Annotated in this window: 20 protein-coding genes and 1 pseudogene; 10 read left to right on the forward strand and 11 right to left on the reverse strand. The window is 71.9% G+C overall.

All coding sequences use genetic code 11. The annotated features are described in order from the left end of the window. Nucleotides 1–306 precede the first annotated feature (306 nt). The 3 genes from MW290_RS30200 to MW290_RS30210 are packed head-to-tail and all read left to right on the forward strand — an operon-like array spanning nucleotide 307 to nucleotide 4,575. Nucleotides 307–2,319 carry a lytic transglycosylase domain-containing protein gene (locus MW290_RS30200; RefSeq protein WP_250198041.1) on the forward strand — a complete coding sequence of 671 codons (2,013 nt, stop codon included), beginning with the start codon at nucleotides 307–309 and terminating at the stop codon, nucleotides 2,317–2,319. A 36-nt stretch (nucleotides 2,320–2,355) separates the two neighbouring features. After that, on the forward strand, nucleotides 2,356–3,309 hold the full coding sequence (locus tag MW290_RS30205) for a complex I NDUFA9 subunit family protein (RefSeq protein ID WP_250198042.1): 954 nt from the start codon (nucleotides 2,356–2,358) through the stop codon (nucleotides 3,307–3,309). A gap of 12 nt (nucleotides 3,310–3,321) precedes the next feature. Continuing rightward, complete coding sequence (locus tag MW290_RS30210) at nucleotides 3,322–4,575, forward strand: multifunctional CCA addition/repair protein (RefSeq protein WP_250198043.1); 1,254 nt, start codon at nucleotides 3,322–3,324, stop codon at nucleotides 4,573–4,575. Here the strand turns inward: MW290_RS30210 and MW290_RS30215 are convergent. Then, the gene (locus tag MW290_RS30215) at nucleotides 4,572–4,763 is read right to left on the reverse strand and encodes a DUF2905 domain-containing protein (protein WP_250198044.1); all 192 of its coding nucleotides are present in this window, start codon (nucleotides 4,761–4,763) and stop codon (nucleotides 4,572–4,574) included. The two genes, MW290_RS30210 and MW290_RS30215, sit on opposite strands and share 4 nt — an antisense overlap. A gap of 9 nt (nucleotides 4,764–4,772) precedes the next feature. Further along, nucleotides 4,773–5,885 (reverse strand): class I SAM-dependent methyltransferase, encoded by a 1,113-nt coding sequence (locus tag MW290_RS30220; RefSeq protein WP_250198045.1) that lies wholly within the window; start codon nucleotides 5,883–5,885, stop codon nucleotides 4,773–4,775. Nucleotides 5,886–5,902: 17 nt separating this feature from the next. On the opposite strand from MW290_RS30220, the gene MW290_RS30225 reads away from it, so the two are divergent. From MW290_RS30225 to MW290_RS30240, 4 genes are read left to right on the forward strand one after another with little or no spacing between them, the layout of a single operon-like run. Next, on the forward strand, nucleotides 5,903–6,676 hold the full coding sequence (locus MW290_RS30225) for an SDR family oxidoreductase (protein ID WP_250198046.1): 774 nt from the start codon (nucleotides 5,903–5,905) through the stop codon (nucleotides 6,674–6,676). 9 nt (nucleotides 6,677–6,685) lie between these two features. Then, the gene (locus MW290_RS30230) at nucleotides 6,686–7,072 is read left to right on the forward strand and encodes a dihydroneopterin aldolase (RefSeq protein ID WP_250198047.1); all 387 of its coding nucleotides are present in this window, start codon (nucleotides 6,686–6,688) and stop codon (nucleotides 7,070–7,072) included. A gap of 13 nt (nucleotides 7,073–7,085) precedes the next feature. Then, nucleotides 7,086–7,997 carry a tRNA 2-thiocytidine(32) synthetase TtcA gene (gene ttcA / locus MW290_RS30235; RefSeq protein WP_250198048.1) on the forward strand — a complete coding sequence of 304 codons (912 nt, stop codon included), beginning with the start codon at nucleotides 7,086–7,088 and terminating at the stop codon, nucleotides 7,995–7,997. A 17-nt stretch (nucleotides 7,998–8,014) separates the two neighbouring features. Next, on the forward strand, nucleotides 8,015–8,617 hold the full coding sequence (locus tag MW290_RS30240; RefSeq protein ID WP_250198049.1) for a DUF4136 domain-containing protein: 603 nt from the start codon (nucleotides 8,015–8,017) through the stop codon (nucleotides 8,615–8,617). Here the strand turns inward: MW290_RS30240 and MW290_RS30245 are convergent. After that, on the reverse strand, nucleotides 8,607–9,506 hold the full coding sequence (locus tag MW290_RS30245; protein WP_250198050.1) for a DUF6279 family lipoprotein: 900 nt from the start codon (nucleotides 9,504–9,506) through the stop codon (nucleotides 8,607–8,609). The genes MW290_RS30240 and MW290_RS30245 overlap by 11 nt on opposite strands. Here MW290_RS30245 and glmU point away from each other — a divergent pair. Next, on the forward strand, nucleotides 9,505–10,872 hold the full coding sequence (gene glmU, locus MW290_RS30250; protein WP_250198051.1) for a bifunctional UDP-N-acetylglucosamine diphosphorylase/glucosamine-1-phosphate N-acetyltransferase GlmU: 1,368 nt from the start codon (nucleotides 9,505–9,507) through the stop codon (nucleotides 10,870–10,872). The two genes, MW290_RS30245 and glmU, sit on opposite strands and share 2 nt — an antisense overlap. 67 nt (nucleotides 10,873–10,939) lie before the next feature. Here glmU and MW290_RS30255 read toward each other — a convergent pair whose 3' ends face one another. Genes MW290_RS30255 through tsaB form a run of 3 tightly spaced genes read right to left on the reverse strand, consistent with a single transcriptional unit; the run spans nucleotide 10,940 to nucleotide 12,979 of the window. Continuing rightward, entirely contained in the window at nucleotides 10,940–11,740 is an 801-nt protein-coding gene (locus MW290_RS30255; protein WP_250198052.1) for a uracil-DNA glycosylase, read from the reverse strand. Then, entirely contained in the window at nucleotides 11,730–12,218 is a 489-nt protein-coding gene (gene rimI / locus MW290_RS30260) for a ribosomal protein S18-alanine N-acetyltransferase (RefSeq protein WP_250198053.1), read from the reverse strand. Before rimI ends, MW290_RS30255 begins: the two co-directional genes overlap by 11 nt. Further along, nucleotides 12,215–12,979, reverse strand: a complete 765-nt coding sequence (tsaB, locus tag MW290_RS30265) for a tRNA (adenosine(37)-N6)-threonylcarbamoyltransferase complex dimerization subunit type 1 TsaB (protein ID WP_250198054.1) — start codon at nucleotides 12,977–12,979, stop codon at nucleotides 12,215–12,217. The genes rimI and tsaB overlap by 4 nt, the downstream gene beginning before the upstream one ends. Nucleotides 12,980–13,056: 77 nt before the next feature. Here tsaB and dacB point away from each other — a divergent pair, with 77 nt between their 5' ends. Beyond that, complete coding sequence (gene dacB / locus MW290_RS30270) at nucleotides 13,057–14,517, forward strand: D-alanyl-D-alanine carboxypeptidase/D-alanyl-D-alanine endopeptidase (protein WP_250198055.1); 1,461 nt, start codon at nucleotides 13,057–13,059, stop codon at nucleotides 14,515–14,517. A 54-nt stretch (nucleotides 14,518–14,571) separates the two neighbouring features. Here dacB and MW290_RS30275 read toward each other — a convergent pair whose 3' ends face one another. Genes MW290_RS30275 through purE form a run of 4 tightly spaced genes read right to left on the reverse strand, consistent with a single transcriptional unit; the run spans nucleotide 14,572 to nucleotide 18,314 of the window. Continuing rightward, nucleotides 14,572–15,627 (reverse strand): SGNH/GDSL hydrolase family protein, encoded by a 1,056-nt coding sequence (locus MW290_RS30275; protein ID WP_250198056.1) that lies wholly within the window; start codon nucleotides 15,625–15,627, stop codon nucleotides 14,572–14,574. Nucleotides 15,628–15,655: 28 nt separating this feature from the next. After that, a complete protein-coding gene (locus tag MW290_RS30280) occupies nucleotides 15,656–16,663 on the reverse strand; it encodes an L-threonylcarbamoyladenylate synthase (RefSeq protein ID WP_250198057.1) in 1,008 nt (335 codons plus the stop codon). A gap of 11 nt (nucleotides 16,664–16,674) precedes the next feature. Continuing rightward, a complete protein-coding gene (locus MW290_RS30285; RefSeq protein WP_375142978.1) occupies nucleotides 16,675–17,835 on the reverse strand; it encodes a 5-(carboxyamino)imidazole ribonucleotide synthase in 1,161 nt (386 codons plus the stop codon). Nucleotides 17,836–17,849: 14 nt separating this feature from the next. Next, nucleotides 17,850–18,314 carry a 5-(carboxyamino)imidazole ribonucleotide mutase gene (gene purE, locus MW290_RS30290; protein ID WP_250200139.1) on the reverse strand — a complete coding sequence of 155 codons (465 nt, stop codon included), beginning with the start codon at nucleotides 18,312–18,314 and terminating at the stop codon, nucleotides 17,850–17,852. Between the two features lie 98 nt (nucleotides 18,315–18,412). On the opposite strand from purE, the pseudogene MW290_RS30295 reads away from it, so the two are divergent. After that, nucleotides 18,413–19,354 (forward strand): annotated as a pseudogene (locus MW290_RS30295) (tetratricopeptide repeat protein). Nucleotides 19,355–19,366: 12 nt separating this feature from the next. Here MW290_RS30295 and MW290_RS30300 read toward each other — a convergent pair. Further along, complete coding sequence (locus tag MW290_RS30300) at nucleotides 19,367–20,479, reverse strand: hypothetical protein (protein WP_250198059.1); 1,113 nt, start codon at nucleotides 20,477–20,479, stop codon at nucleotides 19,367–19,369. Between the last annotated feature and the right edge of the window lie 13 nt (nucleotides 20,480–20,492).

Genomic DNA, 20,492 nt, shown 5'->3' on the forward strand with positions numbered 1-20,492 from the left:
TGCGCTCGCGGCCCCCCGAGGGGGCGCGCCCGACCTTGGGGCGGCCCGGCGGTCGGGCCTGCCCCCAAGCTCGCTGCGCTCGCGTCCCCCCAAGGGGGAGCGCCCGACCTTGGGGCGGCCCGGCGGTCGGGCCTGCCCCCAAGCTCGCTGCGCTCACACCCCGCGTCAACCCGGGGCCGAGGTGCTGCGCTACATTCAAATGCGCCTGTCGCCATCCCGCACTCCGGGGTGCTTCCCGCGGCCGATGGCCGTGCTTTTCCTGTTGACGCAGTCCAGTCCCGGCGCTGCCCCATCCACCGCCCGCCCATGCCCAAGCCCCGCCTCCTTGCCACCCTCACCGGACTGGCCGCCATCCTGCTGGCGACCGCCTGCGCTCCCATCGCCCAGGCGCAGGGCGCCGACGGGTTGGTGCTGGAAGCCCGTGACGCGGCCCGCAAGCGCGACAAGGTGCGGCTGGTGGCACTGCGCGACGCCGCCCAGGCCACGCGCCACCCGCTGGCGCCCTGGGTGGACTACTGGGAGCTGGGCAGCCGGCTGGCCGAGGTTCAGCAGCCCGATCTGGAAGCCTTCTACGCCCGCTGGCCCGGCAGCTACGTGGAAGACCGGCTGCGCAACGACTGGCTGCTGGAACTGGGCCGCCGCCGCGACTGGGCCAACTTCACGCGCGACTTCCCGCGCTTTCGGATGAACGACGACCGGCAGGTGACCTGCTACGCGCTGCTGACCGCGCACCTGAGCGGCCAGCCGGTGCGTGACGCCGCCCTTCCCGCCTGGCGCGCCCAGCGCGACATGGACGACGGCTGCGCGCTGATGGCCGCCACGCTGTACGAGGCCAAGGTGTTCACCAAGGAAGACGTGTGGACCCGCATCCGCGACGCCGCCGAATACAACAAGCCGGCGGTCGCCCGCTCGGCCGCTGGGCTGCTGGGCCCGCAGACGGCCACCGCCATCGCCGAAGCCTTCGCCAGCCCGGCCAAGCCGCTGGGCCGCAAGAGCGTGGTGATGGGCCACGACACCGCCGAAGTGACGGCCGTGGCGCTGGTGCGCATGGCGGCCGACGACCCCGACAACGCGGTGGCGCTGCTGCGCGCCCGCTGGGGCCGGCTGCTGCCGCAAGGCCAGGCCGGTTGGGTGTGGTCGCAGATCGGCCGCAACTACGCGCAGCGGCTGGCGCCCGACGCGGTGACCGCCTTTGCCGAGGCCTTTGCCCAGCGCGACCAGAAGCCCCGCGCTGCCGATTCGCAGTGGACCAACGAGACGCTGGCCTGGGCCGTGCGCGCCGCCATCCGCTACCCGGCGGCAGAGCGTTGGGCCATGGCCGCGCAGGCCGTCAGCGAGATGGGCGTGGAAGAACAGGCCGATGCCGGCTGGCAGTACTGGAAGGCCCGCGCGCTGAAGGCCACCGCGGTGGAAGGCCCGCGCGGCGACAAGCAGCGCGCCGAGGCCGAGCAGATCCTGCAGACCATCGCTTCGCCGCTGAGCTTCTACGGCCAGCTGGCCACCGAGGACCTGGGCCGCACGCTGGCGCTGCCGCCGGCCCCCGCGCCGCTGACGGCTGAAGAAAAAGCCGCCGCCCGCAACTACCCCGGCCTGCAGCGCGCGCTGCAGCTCATCGGCCTGGGCCTGCGCAGCGAAGGCGTGCGCGAGTGGAACTTCAGCCTGCGCGGCATGAGCGACCGCGAGCTGCTGGCCGCCGCCCAGTGGGCCTGCGAGCGCGAGGTGTGGGACCGCTGCATCAACAGCAGCGACCGCACCCGCAACGAGTTCGACCTCGACCAGCGCTACCCGACGCCGATGCGGCAGAACGTGCTGGCCGCGGCCAACGCCATCGGCCTGGATCCGGCCTATGTGTACGGCCTGATCCGCCAGGAATCGCGCTTCATCATGGACGCGCGCTCCAGCGTCGGCGCCTCGGGCCTGATGCAGATCATGCCGGCCACCGCCCGCTGGACGGCCAAGAAGATCGGCCTGGACTACAGCGCCGACATGATCACCGACCGCGACACCAACCTGAAGCTGGGCACCGCCTACCTCAAGCTGGTGCTGGACGACTTCGGCGGCTCGCAGGCCATGGCCGCCGCGGCCTACAACGCCGGCCCCGGCCGCCCGCGCCGCTGGCGCGAAGGTGCCACGGTGGAAGCCGCCGCCTGGGCCGAGAACATCCCGTTCACTGAAACGCGCGACTACGTGAAGAAGGTGCTGTCCAACGCCACCGTCTACGGCGCGCTGATCAGCGGCAAGCCGCCCGCGCTGAAGCCGCGCCTGGGCGGGCCCATCGGCCCGCGCACCGGCGGCCCCGGCGACCGTGACCTGCCCTGACCCTTTACACGTTCATTCATCCGGAGAACAAGACCCATGCGCAACATCCTCGTGCTCGGCGGAACAGGCTTCGTCGGCCGCGCGGTGGCCGAGCGGCTGGTGCGCCGCAGCGGCGGTGCCGGCGGCCGCATCGTGGTGCCCACGCGGCGCTACTACCGCGGCAACCACCTGCGCTCGCTGCCCACGGTGGAGGTGGTGCAGGCCAACGTGAACGACCCGCAGCAGCTGGCCCGGCTGGTGGCCGGCTGCGATGCGGTGATCAACCTGGTGGCCATCCTGCACGGCAACGAAGAAGCCTTCCGCCGCACCCATGCCGAGCTGCCGCGGCAACTGGCCGAGGCCTGCCGCGCCGCGGGCGTGCGCCGGCTGCTGCACGTCAGCGCGCTCGGCGTGAGCCCCGACGCGCCTTCGCGCTACCTGCGCAGCAAGGCCGCCGGCGAGGCGGTGCTGACCTCCTCGGGCCTGGACGTGACCCTGCTGCGGCCCTCGGTGCTGTTCGGCGCCGAAGACCGCTTCATGAACATGTTCGCCGGGCTGCAGGCGGTGTTTCCGGTGATGCCGCTGGCCGGCGCCGACGCGAAGTTCCAGCCCTGCTGGGTGGACGACGTGGCCGAGGCGCTGGTCCGCTGCCTGGACCGCACCGAGACCATCGGCCAGACCTACGAATGCGCCGGCCCCACCGTGTACACGCTCAAGCAGCTGGTGCAGCTGGCCGGCCGCTGGGCCGGCCACGAACGGCCGGTGATCGGCCTGCCCGGTCCGCTGGGCCGGCTGCAGGCAGGCGTGATGTCGCTGCTGCCGGGTGAGCCGCTGATGTCGGGCGACAATCTCGATTCGATGAAGGTACCCAACGTGGCCACCGGCCAGCTGCCGGGCCTGCAGGCGCTGGGCATCACGCCCGCGCCGCTGGAACAGGTGGCGCCCGGCTACCTGGGCGGCCGCCAGGGCATCGCGCGGCTCGACCCGCTGCGAGCCTGCGCGCGCCGCTGAAGGAGCTGCCGCATGCAGGTGTATGCCGTGGGCGGCGCGGTGCGCGACCGCCTGCTGCGCGAGCAGGCCGGCCAGCCCGAGGCGCCGCATGTGGGCGACCGCGACTGGGTGGTGGTGGGCGCCACCGCCGAGCAGATGGGCGCGCTGGGCTATGTGCCCGTGGGCCGCGACTTCCCGGTGTTTTTGCATCCGCAGACGCATGAGGAATACGCGCTGGCCCGCACCGAGCGCAAGTCGGCCCCCGGCTACCGCGGCTTCGTGATGCATGCCGACCCCTCGGTGACGCTGGAGCAGGACCTGCAGCGCCGCGACCTGACGATCAACGCCATCGCCCAGGCCGAGGACGGCCGGTTGATCGACCCCTACGGCGGCCAGCGCGACCTGCAGGCCCGGGTGCTGCGCCATGTGTCCGACGCCTTCGAGGAAGACCCGGTGCGCATCCTGCGGCTGGCGCGCTTCCTGGCCCGCTGGCCCGATTTTTCGGTGGCCCCCGAAACGCTGGCGCTGTGCCGGCGCATGGTGCAGGCCGGCGAGGTGGACGCCCTGGTGCCAGAGCGGGTGTGGCAGGAGCTGTCGCGCGGGCTGATGGAGCCAGCGCCCAGCCGCATGTTCGGCCTGCTGCGCGACTGCGGCGCGCTGGCGCGGCTGCTGCCCGAGCTGGACCGGCTGTGGGGCGTGCCGCAGCCGCCGCAGCACCACCCCGAGGTGGACACCGGCGTGCACGTGATGCTGGTGCTGGACACCGCCGCCGCACTGCAGGCGCCGCTGCCGGTGCGCTGGGCCTGCCTGGTGCACGACCTGGGCAAGGGCACCACGCCGCCGCAGGAATGGCCGCGCCACATCGCGCACGAAGCGCGCAGCGTGCGCCTCGCCGCCCAGGTGGCCGATAGGCTGCGGGTGCCGGTGGACTGCCGCGAGCTGGCGCAGCTGGTGGCCGGCGAGCACGGCAACATCCACCGCAGCGGCGAGTTCGGCGCCGCCGCGCTGATGCGGCTGCTGGAACGCTGCGACGCGCTGCGCCGGCCCGAGCGCTTCGAGCAGGCGCTGCTGGCCTGCGAGTGCGATGCGCGTGGCCGCACCGGGCTGGAAGACCAGCCCTACCCGCAGCGCGAACGCCTCTCGGCTGCGCTGCGCACGGTGCTGGCGGTGGACGTGAAACAGGCCGCCGCCGACGCGGTGGCGCGTGGCCTCCAGGGCCCGGGCATCGGCAACGCCGTCTCGCAGGCGCGGGCGGAGGCGCTGGCGGCGTGGTTGTCTGAGCGCTAAATGAAGTAGCCGACTGCCATCGCAATCAGGCTCAGCACCAGGCTGCTGGCCACCGGCAGGTACCACTCGCGGCCGAAGAGGATGAAGCGGAAATCCCCCGGCAGCTTGCCCAGGCCGATGCGCGCCAGCCAGTGCTGCAGGCCGTTGAACAGCAGGCAGGCGATGAGGAAGACCAGCAGCCAGCGCATGCCGCGCGCCTACAGCCGGTGCGAGCGGTCGCCCGCCGCGAAGCCGATGGCGTCGAAGGCATCGCCCTGGGCAAAGCCGATCACCTTGAACAGCTCGCCCATCTCATGCTCGGCCACCAGCTTCTGCGCGGCGGCCAGGGTGCGCACATCGCCGGCGGCCTGGGCGTCGCCCATGCGCTGCGCCAGCCCGCAGTTGAGCAGGAAGCGGCCCTGCGAGGTGTAGCCCAGCACTTCCAGCCCGGCGTCCTGTCCGGCCAGCGCCACACCGGTGAAGTTGACGTGGGCGGTGATGTCCTTCAGCCCCGGGTCGGCCAACGGGTCGGTGTCGGCGCGGTGCAGGCGGTGGCACATCAGCGTGCCGCCGGTGCGCTGCGGCAGGTAGAACTCGTCTTCGGGAAAGCCGTAGTCGATGAAAAACGCCGCGCCCCGCTGCAGCCGCTGGGCCAGCGTGCGCACGAAGGCTTCGGCCTGCGGATGGATTTCCACCGTGGTGCCGGGCACGAAGGGCGCCTGCACCGGCGGGCGCAGCGCGGTCTCGCGGTCGGCAAAGCTCAGCGCGCCGGCCGCGTCCAGCGTCACGCCGCGTTCCCACCAGCGCTGGCCGTCGAAGTGCAGCAGCTGCACCGGCATCGCGTCCAGCACCTCGTTGCCCACCACCACGCCCTGCATCTGCGCCGGCAGCTCGGCCGCCCACTGCACCCGGTCGCCGAACGCGGCCAGCCGCGCCTGCTGGCGCGCCCGCAGGCTGCCCGACAGGTCGACGATGGTGTAGCGGCGCACCCGGTCGCCCAGCGCCTGCAGCAGCGATGCGGCCAGCGCGCCGGAGCCGGCGCCGAACTCCCACAGCTCGTCGGTGCCGGTGGCGTCCAGCGCCTGGCGCAGCTGCACCGCCAGCGCCTGGCCGAACAGCGGCGTCATCTCGGGCGCGGTGACGAAATCGCTGCCCGAGGACGGCATGGCGCCGAACTTCACGCTGCCGTTGGCGTAATAGCCCAGGCCCGGCGTGTACAGCACGGCGGCCATGTAACGGTCGAACGGCCACCAGCCGCCCGCGCGGCCGATGTCCTGGCGCAAGTGCGCCAACAGCTCGCTCGATACACTGGCGGGTTCAACTTTTTGCATGCCGCATTCTAGAAACCATGCCTTCGCGCCGCGTTGTACTCGTCACCGGAGCGGCCCGGCGCATCGGCCGCAGCATCGCGCTCGACCTCGCGGCGCACGGCTTCGACCTGGCGCTGCACTGCCACCACGCCAGTGAAGAAGCCGCCGCCACCGCGGCCGAGCTGCAGGCGCTGGGCGCCCGCGTGGCGGTGCTGCCGGCCGACCTGACCGACGAAGCTGCCAGCCGCGACCTGGTGCCGCGGGCGCTGGCGCAGCTGGGCCGACTGGATGCGGTGGTCAACAACGCCTCCCTTTTCGAGCATGACGACGTGGCCAGCTTCGGCCATGCCGCGATGGAGCGCCACTGGCGCGCCAACACCGCAGCGCCCATCCTGCTGGCGCAGGCGCTGCACCAGCACCTGGCCACGCGCGACGACGCGGCCGAGATGCCCGGCTGCGTGGTGAACCTGCTCGACCAGAAGCTCTGGAACCCCAACCCCGACCACCTGTCGTACACGCTGTCGAAGGCGGCGCTGGAAAGCGCCACCACGATGCTGGCCATGGCGCTGGCGCCGCGGCTGCGGGTGGTGGGCGTGGCGCCGGGCGTCACCCTGCCCTCTGGCCCGATGAACCAGGCCGAGTTCGAGCGTGCGCACCGCATGACGCCGCTGCAGCGCTCCTCCACCCCCGAAGACCTGGCGCGCACCGTGCGCTTCGTCCTCGATTCACCCGCCATCACCGGCACCACGATCCTGGTGGATGGCGGCCAGCACCTCGCCGCGCAGCCGCGCGACGTCTACTTCCTCGCCTGATCGGCCGCCATGAACCTTCTTCATCCTGACCTGGCCGACTGCCGGCGCCTGTTCCTGCGCAACTACGTGGTGAACATCAACATCGGCGTGCACGACTTCGAAAAGCGCGGCGAGCAGCGCGTGATCATCAACGTCGACCTGTACGTGCCGCTGGCACAGTCCACGCCCACCACCGACGAGTTGCATGAAGTGGTGGACTACGACTTCATCCGCCGCACCGTGGCCGAGCGGGTGCAGCAGGGCCACATCCAGTTGCAGGAGACTTTGGCCGATGACCTGCTGAAGGCCATGCTGACCCACCCACGCGTGCGTGCGGCCCGCGTGAGCACCGAAAAGCCCGACGTGTACCCCGACTGCGACGCGGTGGGGGTGGAAGTGTTCGGCATCCAGCGTTGAGAACGGAACTGCCATGAGCGACATCGCCATCGACACCGCCCACGAGCGCAAGGCCGCGTTCGAGGCCAACAAGCTGTCCAAGCGCCTGCACCGCCAGGTGGGCCAGGCCATCACCGACTTCAACATGATCGAAGCCGGCGACAAGGTCATGGTCTGCGTGTCGGGCGGCAAGGACAGCTATGCGCTGCTCGACATCCTGATCAACCTGCGCAAGCGGGCGCCGATCCCGTTCGAGCTGGTGGCCGTCAACCTCGACCAGAAGCAGCCCGGATTCCCCGAGCATGTGCTGCCGCAGTACCTCTCCACGCTGGACGTGCCCTTCCGCATCGAGGAGCAGGACACCTACTCCATCGTCAAGCGGCTGATTCCCGAGGGCCAGACGATGTGCTCGCTGTGCTCGCGGCTGCGGCGCGGCATCCTGTACCGCGTGGCCAGCGAGCTGGGCGCCACCAAGGTGGCGCTGGGCCACCACCGCGACGACATGGTGGTGACGCTGCTGATGAACATGTTCTTCGGCAGCCGCATGAAGGGCATGCCGCCCAAGCTGGTGAGCGACGACGGCAAGCACGTGGTCATCCGCCCGCTGGCCTATGTGGCCGAGGCCGACCTGGAACGCTATGCGGTGGACCGCCAGTTCCCCATCATTCCGTGCACGCTGTGCGGCAACCAGGAAGGGCTGCAGCGCGCCACCATCAAGGCGATGATCCGCGACTGGGACCGCCAGTACCCCGGCCGCATCGACAACATGTTCACCGCCATGGGCAACATCGTGCCGTCACACATGATGGACCGGAAGCTGTACCCTTTCACGACGCTGCAGGCCACCGGCATTGCCGACCCGCAGGGCGACAAGGCATTCGACGAAGACGAAGACCCCTGTGGCACGCCCGCCACCTCGGTGGTGAAGCTGCATCCGGGGGCCTGAACCAGGAACCCCTGAACATGACCCTCCTGTCCTCGATGCGCGTGATGGCCGGCGGCGCGGCGCTGCTGGCCCTGGGCGGCTGCGCTTCGCTCAACAGCCTGACCAGCGACGTGCGCAGCTACGGCACCTGGCCGGCCGGCCGCGCACCGGGCACCTATGTGTTCGAGCGGCTGCCCTCGCAGGCCTCGCAGCCCGAGCAGCAGGCCGCGCTGGAAGACGCCGCACGCCCGGCGGTGGAGATGGCCGGCTTCAAGCCCGCCACCGACGCCGGCAAGGCCGACGTGACCATCCAGCTGGGCGCCCGCATCACCCGTTACGACACCGCGCCCTGGGACGATCCGTTCTGGTGGAACTACGGCTACGGCTTCGGCCGCTTCGGTGGCTGGCGGCCCGGGCTGGGCCTGGGTTACCGCTTCGACAACCCGCGCTATGAGCGCGAGGTGGCGGTGCTGATCCGCGACCGCGCCAGCGGCGCGCCGCTGTACGAAAGCCGCGCGGTGAACGACAGCCTGGTGGGCGGCGACCCTGAGTCGCTGTCGCTGATGTACGAAGCGGCGCTGAAGGACTTTCCCACCCCAGCGGTGAGCCCGCGCCGGGTGGTGGTGCCGGCTAACCGCTAGCGCCCGCCAGCGCCCGGGCGTCATCGGCCCAGCTGCGCAGCTTGTCGCGCGCGGCCTTGCGCTGGGCGGGGGTGGTGGTGTTGTGCAGCTCGGCCATCCAGGCGCAGTTGTAGTCCACCAGCCGGCGCTGGTAGGCCTCATAGGCCGGCCGCGGCGAATGCAGCCAGCGGCCCATCAGGTCGCGCACCGCGGCCTGGGCCTGCGCTGCCGGCACCGCGCGGCCGTCCACCTTCAGGCTGCGCAGGGTTTGCAGCGTGTCGCGCTGGCGGGCCAGGCGCTCCTGGTTCCACTGCTCGGGGTCGAAGGGCGAAGCCAGCAGCGCCTGCGCCACCCGCTCGCGCTGCGGCGCCTCCAGCCGGCCGTATAGCTTTTCCAGCCGCTCCACCGTCTTGTCCAGCAGCTCCTCCCGCCGCTCCTTGGGGTCGGGCTGCAGGTACTCCTCGCGGAACTCCTTGTTGTTGCGCTCGTAGCGCTTTTCGATGTGACGCAGCTGCTGCGGCGTCAGCGTCACCGCCAGCTCGGCCGCGGGCACCACCATCTGCATCAGCGCCACCTCGGCCTTCTGGCGCAGCTCGGGCTCCCAGCGGCACAGCGCGGCGGCGCTGGTGTTGTCCTGCGCCTGGGCCTGCATGCGGGTGAGCATGGCGGCGTACTCGGGCAGCTGGGTGCTGCGGTGCCAGCGGAAGAAGGCGTCGATGGCCTCCCGCGTGCGCGGCCCCTGCTCATCGTCCAGGTCGGCATAGCCGTTGATCCACCACGAGGTCCAGGCCGGCGCCTGGTTGTAGGCCAGCTGCACCACCGCACAACCGCTGACGGCCAGCACCAGCAGGGCGGCACCGATAATCCGGCCCCCGGTGCGCCACCGCACCCTCTTCATCGCTTCACGCATGGCTCTCCACATCGTCATCATGGCCGCGGGCAAAGGCACCCGCATGAAATCCGACCGGCCGAAGGTGCTGCACCGGCTGGCCGGCCGCAGCCTGCTGCAACGGGTGCTGGACACCACGGCCACGCTGCAGGCCGACGGCACGCTGGTGATCGTGGGGCATGGCGCCGACCAAGTGGAAACGGCAATCGTTATGCCCGGCGTCAGCATGGTCAAGCAGGAACCCCAGCTGGGCACCGGTCACGCCATCCAGCAGGTGGTGCCGCACCTGCCCGACGAGGGTACAACGCTGATCCTGAACGGCGACGTGCCGCTGATCCGGGCCGAGACCGCCCGCGCGCTGGCCGAGGCCTGCGGCGGCAACCGCCTGGCGCTGCTGACGGTGACGCTGGCCGATGCCACCGGCTACGGCCGCATCGTGCGGGCGGCCGACGGTACGGTGCAGGCCATCGTCGAGCACAAGGACGCCACGCCCGCGCAGCGCGAGATCCGTGAGGTGTACACCGGCATGATGGCCGCGCCCAGCGCCTGGCTGAAGCGTGCGGTGATGGCGCTGGACAACGACAACGCCCAGCGCGAGTACTACCTGACCGACATCGTGAAGATGGCGGTGGCCCAGGGCGTGCCGGTGGTGGCCTCGGCCGCGCCGGCCGAGATCGAGGTGCGCGGCATCAACAGCCCGCGCGAGCTGGCGCAGCTGGAACGCCTGCACCAGGCGGCGGTGGCCGACACGCTGCTGGACGCCGGCGTGCGCCTGGCCGACCCGGCCCGCATCGACGTGCGCGGCCGCCTGCGGTGCGGGCGCGACGTGGAGATCGACGTCAACTGCGTGTTCGAAGGCGAGGTGGTGCTGGGCGACGGCGTGCGCATCGGCCCCAACTGCGTGCTGCGCGATGCGCGCATCGCCGATGGCGTGGTGATCCACCCCTTCAGCCACATCGAGCAGGCCGAGGTCGGCCCGGGCTCGCTGATCGGGCCTTACGCCCGCCTGCGGCCGGGCGCGGTGCTGGGCGCCGAGGTGCACATCGGCAACTTCGTGGAAGTGAAGAACTCCACCCTGGCCAACGGCGCCAAGGCCAACCACCTGGCCTACCTGGGCGACAGCACGGTGGGCGAGCGGGTGAACTTCGGGGCCGGCTCCATCACCGCCAACTACGACGGCGTGAACAAGCACCGCACGGTGATCGGCAATGACGTGCACGTGGGCAGCAACTGCGTGCTGGTGGCCCCGGTGACGCTGGGCGACGGCGCCACCATCGGCGGCGGCTCCACCATCGCCAAGGACGCCCCGGCCGGCCAGCTCAGCGTCTCGCGCGCGCGGCAGCTGACGGTGCCGGGGTGGAAGCGGCCGACGAAGCAGGCGAAGTAACTGGGCACAAGGTTCCGCCGCCGGGCCGCCCCGAGGCGGAACGCGCCCACTCGGGGGGCAGCGAGCGTCAGCGAGCTTGGGGGCCCTGCTCCATGACTTCTGCCGCCAGGCAGAGGTCTTCCCAGGCGCGTGCCTTGTCCATCGGCTGGCGCAGCAGGTACGCGGGGTGGTAGGTCACCACCAGCGGCACGCCCTGGTACTGGTGCACCCGGCCGCGCAGGCGGCCGATGGGCTCGCTGCTGCGCAGCAGCGACTGCACCGCGAAGCGGCCCATCGCCAGGATGATGCGCGGCTGCACCAGCGCGATCTGCCGCTGCAGGAAAGGCTCGCAGCGCGCCAGCTCCTCCGGCTCGGGGTTGCGGTTGCGCGGCGGCCGGCACTTCAGCGTGTTGGCGATGAACACCTGCTGCTCGGGCGGTGCCTCGTCGCGCGTCAGGCCCAGCGCGCGCAGCATGCTGTCCAGCAGCTGCCCGGCGGGGCCGACGAAGGGCTCGCCGCGCAGGTCCTCCTGCTCGCCGGGCGCTTCGCCGATCACCATCCAGTGCGCCCGCATGTGGCCGACGCCAAAGACGGTGTGGCGCCGTGATTCGCACAGCCGGCAGGCGGTGCAGCTGGCCACCGCCTCGCGCAGCGGTTCCCAGTCCAGGCTGTCGATGGGTGACGGAGCGCGGGCGATGAGGTCGGCGGGCCGCGTGGCCGGCGCAGGTCGCTCCTCGCGGGGGGGCGCCGGCGCGGCCACCGGGGCCGTGGCCTCTTCGGCCTCGACCAGTTCCTCTACCGGTGCCTCGTCCGGCACGGCCGCCGCTGGCGGCACGAACACGCGGATGCCCATCTCGGCCAGCATGGCCCGCTGGCGTTCACTCCACATCGCGGGGCTCCATGGCCAGCGCCATCACGAAGGCGTCTTCACGCTGGCCGTGCGGCGCGGGGTAGTAGCCACGGCGCAGGCCGATCTGCAAGAAGCCCATCGATTCGTACAGCAGGCGCGCACCTTCGTTGCTGGTGCGCACTTCCAGCAGCAGCGTGGGCAGGCCGGTGGCGCGCACCGCGTCGATCACCGCCGCCAGCAGCGCCCGGCCGTGGCCCTGCCGCTGCCAGCGCGGCGCCACCGTGATGTTGAGCAGGTGCACCTCGTCCACACCCCGCATGGCCACGGTGTAGCCGATCAGCTCGCCGTCTTCGGCCTGCAGCACCTGCATGTCGTAGCCGGCGGCGATGGAGTCGATGAAGTTGCCGCGCGACCACGGAAAGGCATAAGCCTGCTGCTCGATGAGGCTCACCGCGTCCACCAGGGCCACGGTCATCGGCACCAGGCGCGGCGCGGCGGGTTGCGCGATGGCGTTCATGCCGCAGCCGCCTTGGCCGCTTCGCGCTCGGCCGTGGTCTGCGCCACCTTGTCGCGCAGGTACAGCGGCAGCGCCAGCGCGGGGTCGATGGCCTCGCCGGCCAGCCAGGCCTGCTGCGCCAGGCGCAGCAGCGCGGCGGCACGGTCGTGCTCGGTGGGCACGCGTTCGGCGCCGCCGGTGGGCAGCTGGTCGCCAAACGCGGCGAGCGCCGACCCGGCCACGCAGGCGGGCGCTTCGGCCTGCCAATGCGCGGCCAGCGCCGCCAGCGGCCACAGCGCGGGCGCCTGCAGCACCTGCCAGCGGCCCTCGGCCCAGCGGTAGGTGCCGGCGTAGATCTCGTTCATGCGCGCGTCCATGGCCACGTGCACGGTGTCGTGCCGGCCCTGGGTCTGCGCGCGGGCATCGTCGGCCACGATGGCCAGGCTGTCGATGGGCAGCACCGGCCGGCCGGCGCCCAGCGCCAAGCCCTGCGCCACCGCACAGGCGGTGCGCAGGCCGGTGAACGCCCCCGGTCCATGGCCGAAGGCGATGGCCTGCATGGCCGACACGCGGCAGCCCAGCTGCGCCAGCAGCGACCGCACGGCCGGCAGCAGCCGGGCCGAGGCCAGCGCGCCGCCGGGCTCGACCAGGCGCAGCTGGCGGCCGTGGGCTTGCGCGGCCACGGCCAGGCGTTCGGTGGAGGTGTCGATGGCCAGCAAGGCGGGCGAGGCCGGGGTGGCCTCGGCGTGCGTGGGGCACGCGGAATGGGGCGACGACGACATGCCGCCAGTGTAGGGGAAGGGCCTGCCCGCGCCGGCCCCGGCGCAAGGGCGGCGGGCCTGCGTGCGATCATCCCCCGATGCCTGTGTCTTCGCTTTTCGTCGCCCTCTGGCTGGGCCTGGCGGCCGCCGGTGCGGCCACCGCCCAGTCCATCGGCAACCTGCCCCCCGAAGCCGCTGCGGTGCTGCAGCGCGAGCGCATTCCGCCCGAGGCCTTGTCGGTGGTGGTGGAAGAAGTTGGGGCCCTGCCCGTGCGCGGCCAGCCGCCGGCGCCGCGCCTGCGGCTGCAGGCCGACAAGCCGGTGAACCCGGCTTCGCTGACCAAGCTGCTGACCACCTATGCCGCGCTCGACCTGCTGGGCCCGGCGTGGAGCTGGAACACGCCGGTGTGGATCAACGGCGAGGTGCGCGACGGCGTGCTGGACGGCTCCTTGATCATCCAGGGCCGGGGCGACCCCAAGCTGGTGCTGGAGCGGGTGTGGCTGCTGCTGCGCCGGGTGCAGGCGGCCGGCGTGCGCGAGATCCGCGGCGACATCGTGCTGGACACCGACGCTTTCGCGCCGCCTCGCGCCTCCCCCGCCGACTTCGACAACGAGCCGCTGCGGCCCTACAACGTGCGCGCCGACGCGCTGCTGCTGAACCAGAAGACGGTGATCTACCGCTTCACGCCCGACGCGGTGCGCAACGTGGCGCGCATCAGCGCCGAGCCGGCGCTGGCCGGCACCACGGTGCAGGCCGAGCTGCCGATGGCCGAAGGCCCTTGCGGCGATTGGCGCAGCACCGTGAAGCCGCGCTTCGACGACCCGGCGCAGGTGCGCTTCGAGGGCCGTTACCCGCTGGCCTGCGGCGAGCGGCTGTGGCCGGTGGCCGACCCGGCGCCGCAGACCTACGCCGCCCGGCTGCTGGCCCAGCTGTGGGCCGAGGCCGGCGGCCAGCTGCGCGGCAAGGTGCGCGCCGGCCCCGCGCCCACGGCCACGCCGCCCTCGTTCCAGTTCGAGTCGCCGCCGCTGGCCGAGGTGGTGCGCGACATCAACAAGTTCAGCAACAACACGATGGCGCAGCAGCTGTTCCTGACGCTGGGGCTGGAACGCGCCGGCCAGGGCACGCCCGAGGCCGCGCGCGAGGTGCTGCAGCGCTGGCTGGCCGAGCGCCTGCGCATCGACCCCGCCACCCAGCAGGCGCTGGTGATCGACAACGGCTCGGGCTTGTCGCGCGACACACGCATGCCGGCGGCGCTGCTGGCCCGGCTGCTGCAGTCGGCCTGGTCCAGCCCGGTAATGCCCGACCTGATGGCCTCGCTGCCAGCCTCGGGCACCGACGGCACGCTGCGCCGTTCGCAGGCGCCCGCCGGGCGCGCGCACCTGAAGACCGGCTCCTTGCGCGACGTGGCCGGCGTGGCCGGTTACGTGCTGGGCGACAGCGGCCGGCGCTACCTGCTGGTGGCCATCGTCAACCACCCCAACGCCGCCGCCGCGCGCCCGGCCTTCGACGCGCTGGTGCAGTGGACGCTGCGCGACGGCGCGGTGCCGGGAACGCCATAAAAAAATGGGCCGCACGATGGCGGCCCTGGCTCGGCGACTTGGCGCGCCGGTCGATCAGAACGGGTTGTTGTTGGCGCGGTAGTAGGCCAGGTCGCCCATGCGGCGCTGGTACTCGATGCCCAGGCGGTAGCTGTCGGCCCACAGCCATTGGGTGGCATTGCCGCTGGCGGCCGAGATCACGGTGGCCGCCGTGCAGTTGGGCAGCGCCGTGGTGCACACCGCATCGACCACGTTGCTCAGCGAGTAGCTGCCCGGGAAGCGCACCATCGAGTCCAGCTCGGTGTCGCCCAGCACCATGCCGATCAGACGGCCGTCGTTGATCTGGTTCTTGCGCATGGCCAGGTTGTAGGCCGTGGTCAGGTCGTTGAGCAGCTGGCGGCGACGCTTGTCGGTCACGGTGCTGTCGGCATCGGCGGCGGCCTGGTCGGCGATCGCCATCGGCGAGAACGACAGGTCGGGAATCGTCACCACCAGCACGCGGGCACCGGCATTGGCCACGCGGTTCTGCACCGCGGCCCATTGCTCGCCGCGCCGGGTGGCTTCGGCCACCGCCTCGTCGTAGGTGAGCGTGCCGCCGGTGACCACGGTGTCGTAGTTGCTGCCCAGCGCCGCCGCCAGCGCGGTGGTCTTGCCCACCACGCGGCCGTACAGCTCCAGCATGTCGTAGGTGCCCACCATCATCGTGGCCAGGTCCTTGTCGACGAAGGTGATGGCGTTCTTGCTGGTGTTGGTGCCGGTGACGGTGCCGGCGATCTGCCCATCCAGGTCGGCCACCTTGGCCAGCGGCGTGGCGCGCATGAAAGCGGTGGCCGTGGCGGTGCTGCTGCGGCATTGGTCGAACACGCGGCCAAAGCCCGAGGCCACCAGCTGGGTCCAGATCGGGTAGGTCTGGCACTCCAGATCGGTGGTGTCGGTCGTGTCGGCCAGGTTCACGCTGTACTTGAAGCCGTTGTTCGGCCGGCTCGACTCATTGGTCAGCAGGCTCTGCTCGTCCCCGAAGGCGTAGATGCTCACCGGCTTGTAGTCGTCAACGGCGCCGCCGCCGCAGGCGGACAGCAGTGCAACCACACCGGCAGCCGCGGCGCCGCGGCAAAGGGACTTGAAGTTCATCGATTCTCCGTAGGGATGGGTGCGGTGTTCATTCGGCCGCGGCCCGTTGCAGCCGGTCGCGGACGCCGTCCCAGGCGGTGCCGGGCGGTGGTGTCTCGACCCAGATCAGCGACACGCCGGCATCGTCCAGCGCGCGCAGCGTGGCAAACAGTTCGTGCGCGGCCAGGGCCGGGTCGTCGGGCATCTGTCGGACCAGCGCGGCACCAGGGCCGGGCCGGACGGTGCGGCAATATACCGCCAGCGTTTTGCCGGTCGGTGAGTGGGTGTTGCCGGCCGTCGCGGCATCGGCAAACACCTTCAGCGCATCGCGCAGCGCGGCCGCGGGCATCAGCCGCACCTTGGCGCGCGGCGCGTAGTGGGAGGCCAGCGTGCCCGAGGCGCGCGGCGCGTCGGCATCGGGCGCGGCCAGCGGCTGGCCGGCGGCCTGCTCGATCTGCTCGCGCGTCAGCGCGCCGGGCCGCAGCAGCACCGGCCGCCCGCGTGAGCAATCGACGATGGCGGATTCGATGCCCACGTCGCAGGCACCGCCGTCCAGCACCGTCAGCGTGTCGTCAAACTCCTGCTGCACGTGCGCCGCCGTGGTGGGGCTGACGCGGCCGAAGCGGTTGGCGCTGGGCGCGGCCACGCCACGCACGCCGCGCTCGGCCGCCGCACGCAGCAGCGCCTGGGCCACCGGGTGCGACGGGCAACGCAGGCCGATGCTCGATTGGCCGCCCGCCGCCGCCTCGCCCAGGCCCGGCGCGCGCGGCACGATGAGCGTCAGCGGACCGGGCCAGAAGGCCGCGGCCAGGCGCTGCGCCAGCGCCGGCCACTCGCCGGCCCAGGCCGCCGCGGCGGCCGGCTCATGCACATGCACGATCAGCGGATGGCCAGTGGGCCGGCCCTTGGCGGCGAAGATCTGCGCGGTGGCGGCGTCGTCGTCGGCGCGGGCACCCAGGCCATACACCGTCTCGGTGGGAAAGGCCACCAGCTCGCCGGCGGCCAGCCGGTCGGCGGCGGCGGCGATGGCCGCCGGGTCCTGCGCGTCCAGTCGCATGGCGGGTCCGGTCAGAAGGCCGGCAGGCCCAGCACGTCGGCCGCCTGCAGCGCGGTGGCGCGGGCCTGCGCCGCACTGGCGGCGGTGACGGTGAGGTGGCCCATCTTGCGGCCGCGGCGCGGATCGGCCTTGCCATACAGGTGCAGGTGCACGCCGGGCAGTGCCAGCACGCCGGCCCAGGCCGGATCGCGCTCATGGCCCTGCGCGTCGAACCACAGGTCGCCCAGCAGGTTGAGCATCACCGAGGGCGAATGCAGCCGCGGCGACACCAGCGGCAGGCCGGCCATCGTGCGTACCTGCAGCTCGAACTGCGAAACATCGCAGGCGTCGATGCTGTAGTGGCCCGAGTTGTGGGGCCGCGGCGCCATCTCGTTGGCCACCAGCCGGCCATCGGCCAGCACGAAGAATTCCACGCACAGCACGCCCACGTACTGCAGCGAAGCGGCCACCGAGCGGGCGCAGTCCACCGCCTGGCGCTGCAGCGCCTCGGGCACGTCGGGCGCCGGCACCTGGGTGACGGCCAGGATGCCGTCGCGGTGCAGGTTCTGCTGCACCGGCAGTTCCACGCAGGCGCCATCGATGCCGCGGGCCAGCACCACGCTGATCTCGCGGTGCAGCGGCAACAGCTTTTCCAGCACGCAGGGCGCCTGCTTCATCGCGGCCCAGGCAGCGGCCAGCTCGTCGCGGTTGCGCACGCGCGCCTGGCCCTTGCCGTCATAACCCAACCGCGCGGTCTTGAGGATGCCGGGCAGCAGCTCGTCGGCCACCGCGGCCAGCTGCTCGGCCGACTCGATGACCGCGTACGGCGCACAGGGCACGCCGCAGCTTTGGAAGTGGGCCTTTTCGGCAGCGCGGTCCTGGCACACGGCCACGGCGGCCGCGGCCGGCGCCACGAAGCGCTGCGCGGCCAACGTCTGGAGCGCCTGCGCCGGCACGTTCTCGAATTCGGTGGTGATGGCCGTCGACAGGTCTGCCAGCTGCGCCAGGCCCTGCGCGTCGGTGTACGCGGCCAGCACCTGGTGCTGCGAGGCCTGGCCGGCGGGGCTGGCGGCATCGGCTTCCAGCACCGCGGTGGCATAGCCCATGGCCTGGGCGGCATGCACGAACATGCGGCCCAGCTGGCCGCCGCCCATCACGCCCAGCGTGGCACCGGGCAGCAGCGGCGCGGGCAAGGTGGCGGGCACCGTCACTTCAGCTCCTGCGTCATCGCGCGGGCGGCTTCGGTCTGGCGCGCGCGGAAGGCTTCGAGCTTGGCGCGCAGGGCTTCATCGTGGTTGGCCAGCATGGCCACCGCGAACAGCGCGGCATTGCCCGCACCGGCGGTGCCGATGGCGAAGGTGGCCACCGGAATGCCCTTGGGCATCTGCACGATGGAGTGCAGCGAATCGACGCCTTGCAGGTGGCGGCTGGCCACCGGCACACCGAGCACCGGCACCACCGTCTTGGCGGCCAGCATGCCGGGCAGGTGCGCGGCGCCGCCGGCACCGGCGATGATGGCTTGCAGGCCCCGCGCCTGCGCGCTTTCGGCGTAGGCGAACATGTCGTCGGGCATGCGGTGGGCCGAGACGACCCGGGCTTCGTGGGGAACGCCGAACTCGGCGAGAATCGCGGCCGCGTGTTGCATGGTTTCCCAGTCGCTGCTGGAACCCATCACCACACCGACCACGGGCGCTGCGCTGTTCAAGGGCCGCTCCGTGGATTGCAGGAAGCCTTGAATTGTAGGCGTGCGCATTCACCTCTCTCGTTGCCATGATCGACATCACGCTCCAGAACTTCGAGGCCGACCTCATCCAGGCGTCCATGCAACAGCCCGTGCTGCTGGACATCTGGGCCCCCTGGTGCGGCCCCTGCCGCACGCTGGGCCCGCTGCTGGAAAAGCTGGAGACCGCGTACGCCGGCCGTTTCGTGCTGGCCAAGCTCAACAGCGATGACCAGCCCGAGATCGCCGGCCAGCTCAGCCAGGCCTTCGGCGTGCGCTCCATTCCGTTCTGCGTGATGTTCCACCAGGGCCAGCCGGTGGACGGCTTCGTCGGCGCCCTGCCCGAGGCGCAGATCCGCCAATTCCTGGACAAGCACGTGCCTTCCGAGGACGCGCTGGAAGCCGAGCACGAGACCGAAGAGGCCGAAGAACTGGTCGCCGAAGGCGACACCGATGCTGCGCTGGCCAAGCTGCAGCATGCGGTGGCCATCGACCCCGGCAACGACGCCGTGCGCTGCGACTACGTCAAGCTGCTGCTGGAAAGCGGCCTGGTGGCGCAGGCCCGCGCCGCACTGGAACCGGTGGCCAGCAAGGCCGTGCTGGATGCGCGCATCGCCGCGCTGGGCCACTGGCTGGCAGCCGCCGAGAAGGCGCCTCAGGCCCGCAGCGCGGACGCGCTGGCCGCCGCCATCCAGGCCAACAAGCGCGACTTCGAAGCCCGCTTCGAGCTGGCGCAGACGCATTTCGCGGCCGGCCGCTTCACGCAGGCGATGGACGAGCTGCTCGAGATCATCATGCGCGACAAGGCCTGGTCGGACGAGCTGGCGCGCAAGAACTACGTCGCCATCCTCGAGCTGATGACCAAGCCCGCGCCCAAGCCCGCCGCGGCCGAGGCCAAGGGCACGCTGTAACTCACCGGCAAGGTGGCCGCCGCGCCGGCCGACCCGGTGGTGGACCAGTACCGGCGCAAGCTGAGCATGGCGCTGTTCTGAACTGAAGCCGCGCTAGGCGCTGGCCGGAGCTATTTCCGCCAGCGCTTCGTCCAGCAGCGCCACCAGGCGCTCCTGCTCGCTGCGGTGGGCCTGCAGATCGCTGCGGGCACGCTCGCGCAACAGCGCGGCCTCGCGTGCCTGACCCAGCTTCTCCTTCACCTGCGCCAGGCGGGCCTGCGCCAGCGCGCGGTCGTCCAGGTCGCAGGGCTGGCGCAGGCTGGCTTCGGCAGCCTCGGCATCGGCCAGCGCCGGCTTGGGCTCACCCAGTTGCAGCCGGCACCAGGCGCGGTCGGCCAGGAAGCAGGGCTTCATGCGTTCCAGGCCATCGGCCATGGCCGTGTCGAAGTGCAGCTCGAACAGCGCCAGCGCCTCGGCCCAGCGCTGGTCATGCGTGAGCAGCTGGGCCTGCATCATCGGCACCAGCGACACCAGCGCCGCGGTGCCGATGCCGGCGTCGAAGCGGGTGATGGATTCGCTGCTCAGCAGCGCCTGCCGCGTGGCCTCGGGAGAGGCCTCGCCGAACATCGCCGCCAGCCGGGCCTGCGTGCCGCGCAGCGAGGCCTGGTTGTGCATCAGCGCCGACAGGTGCGCCTCGTCACCATCGGCCGTGGCGTGGAAGCGCGAGCGGGCGTACCAAGGCAAGGCCCGGTTCTCGTCGCCCGCGAAGTGGTAGGCATAGGCCACCACCAGACAGGCGCGTGAACGGGCCGAGTGGTGGTCGGGCTGGGCGCCCTGCAGCGCCTCGCGCACGTGCTGCACCATGCGGGCCATGTCGTGGCTGGCCATGTCCATGTGGGCCAGCCAGGCGGCGCTCAAGGCCCGCAACGGCGCCAGGTGCGCCGCGCCCGACAGCGCATGCGCCCGCATCACGCGGTCGCGGGCCGAGCCGCCCAGGCGCGTGTAGTAGTCGTGCAGGCCTTCGGCCAGGCTGAGCCAGGCGCTCACCGCGGCATGTGGCCGCCACGCGAACTGGGTGTGCAGCGCATCCACCAGCAGCCGGGCCTGCGCCATCTGGCCCTGGCGGGCGAGAAAGCAGGCGCGCTCCGCCTTCAGGCAGGCCACCTCCACCGGGTTGCGCGCCTTCGCGATGGCGGCGTCCAGGCGGGTCAGCAGTCGGGAGCGCATGATGGCCACGCGC

The organism is Aquincola tertiaricarbonis (assembly GCF_023573145.1).
Lineage (GTDB): Bacteria > Pseudomonadota > Gammaproteobacteria > Burkholderiales > Burkholderiaceae_C > Aquincola > Aquincola tertiaricarbonis_B.

Excerpts from the sequence above, each read along its gene's own strand:
- tsaB (WP_250198054.1), bottom strand. The coding sequence starts at position 12,979 with ATGTCGTCGTCGCCCCATTCCGCGTGCCCCACGCACGCCGAGGCCACC.
- dacB (WP_250198055.1), top strand. The coding sequence starts at position 13,057 with ATGCCTGTGTCTTCGCTTTTCGTCGCCCTCTGGCTGGGCCTGGCGGCC.
- MW290_RS30300 (WP_250198059.1), bottom strand. The coding sequence starts at position 20,479 with ATGCGCTCCCGACTGCTGACCCGCCTGGACGCCGCCATCGCGAAGGCG.
- MW290_RS30215 (WP_250198044.1), bottom strand. The coding sequence starts at position 4,763 with ATGCGCTGGCTGCTGGTCTTCCTCATCGCCTGCCTGCTGTTCAACGGC.
- MW290_RS30205 (WP_250198042.1), top strand. The coding sequence starts at position 2,356 with ATGCGCAACATCCTCGTGCTCGGCGGAACAGGCTTCGTCGGCCGCGCG.
- MW290_RS30280 (WP_250198057.1), bottom strand. The coding sequence starts at position 16,663 with ATGCGACTGGACGCGCAGGACCCGGCGGCCATCGCCGCCGCCGCCGAC.
- purE (WP_250200139.1), bottom strand. The coding sequence starts at position 18,314 with ATGGGTTCCAGCAGCGACTGGGAAACCATGCAACACGCGGCCGCGATT.
- MW290_RS30200 (WP_250198041.1), top strand. The coding sequence starts at position 307 with ATGCCCAAGCCCCGCCTCCTTGCCACCCTCACCGGACTGGCCGCCATC.
- rimI (WP_250198053.1), bottom strand. The coding sequence starts at position 12,218 with ATGAACGCCATCGCGCAACCCGCCGCGCCGCGCCTGGTGCCGATGACC.
- MW290_RS30220 (WP_250198045.1), bottom strand. The coding sequence starts at position 5,885 with ATGCAAAAAGTTGAACCCGCCAGTGTATCGAGCGAGCTGTTGGCGCAC.
- MW290_RS30255 (WP_250198052.1), bottom strand. The coding sequence starts at position 11,740 with ATGTGGAGTGAACGCCAGCGGGCCATGCTGGCCGAGATGGGCATCCGC.
- MW290_RS30230 (WP_250198047.1), top strand. The coding sequence starts at position 6,686 with ATGAACCTTCTTCATCCTGACCTGGCCGACTGCCGGCGCCTGTTCCTG.
- MW290_RS30240 (WP_250198049.1), top strand. The coding sequence starts at position 8,015 with ATGACCCTCCTGTCCTCGATGCGCGTGATGGCCGGCGGCGCGGCGCTG.
- MW290_RS30245 (WP_250198050.1), bottom strand. The coding sequence starts at position 9,506 with ATGCGTGAAGCGATGAAGAGGGTGCGGTGGCGCACCGGGGGCCGGATT.
- MW290_RS30225 (WP_250198046.1), top strand. The coding sequence starts at position 5,903 with ATGCCTTCGCGCCGCGTTGTACTCGTCACCGGAGCGGCCCGGCGCATC.
- MW290_RS30275 (WP_250198056.1), bottom strand. The coding sequence starts at position 15,627 with ATGAACTTCAAGTCCCTTTGCCGCGGCGCCGCGGCTGCCGGTGTGGTT.
- glmU (WP_250198051.1), top strand. The coding sequence starts at position 9,505 with ATGGCTCTCCACATCGTCATCATGGCCGCGGGCAAAGGCACCCGCATG.
- MW290_RS30210 (WP_250198043.1), top strand. The coding sequence starts at position 3,322 with ATGCAGGTGTATGCCGTGGGCGGCGCGGTGCGCGACCGCCTGCTGCGC.
- ttcA (WP_250198048.1), top strand. The coding sequence starts at position 7,086 with ATGAGCGACATCGCCATCGACACCGCCCACGAGCGCAAGGCCGCGTTC.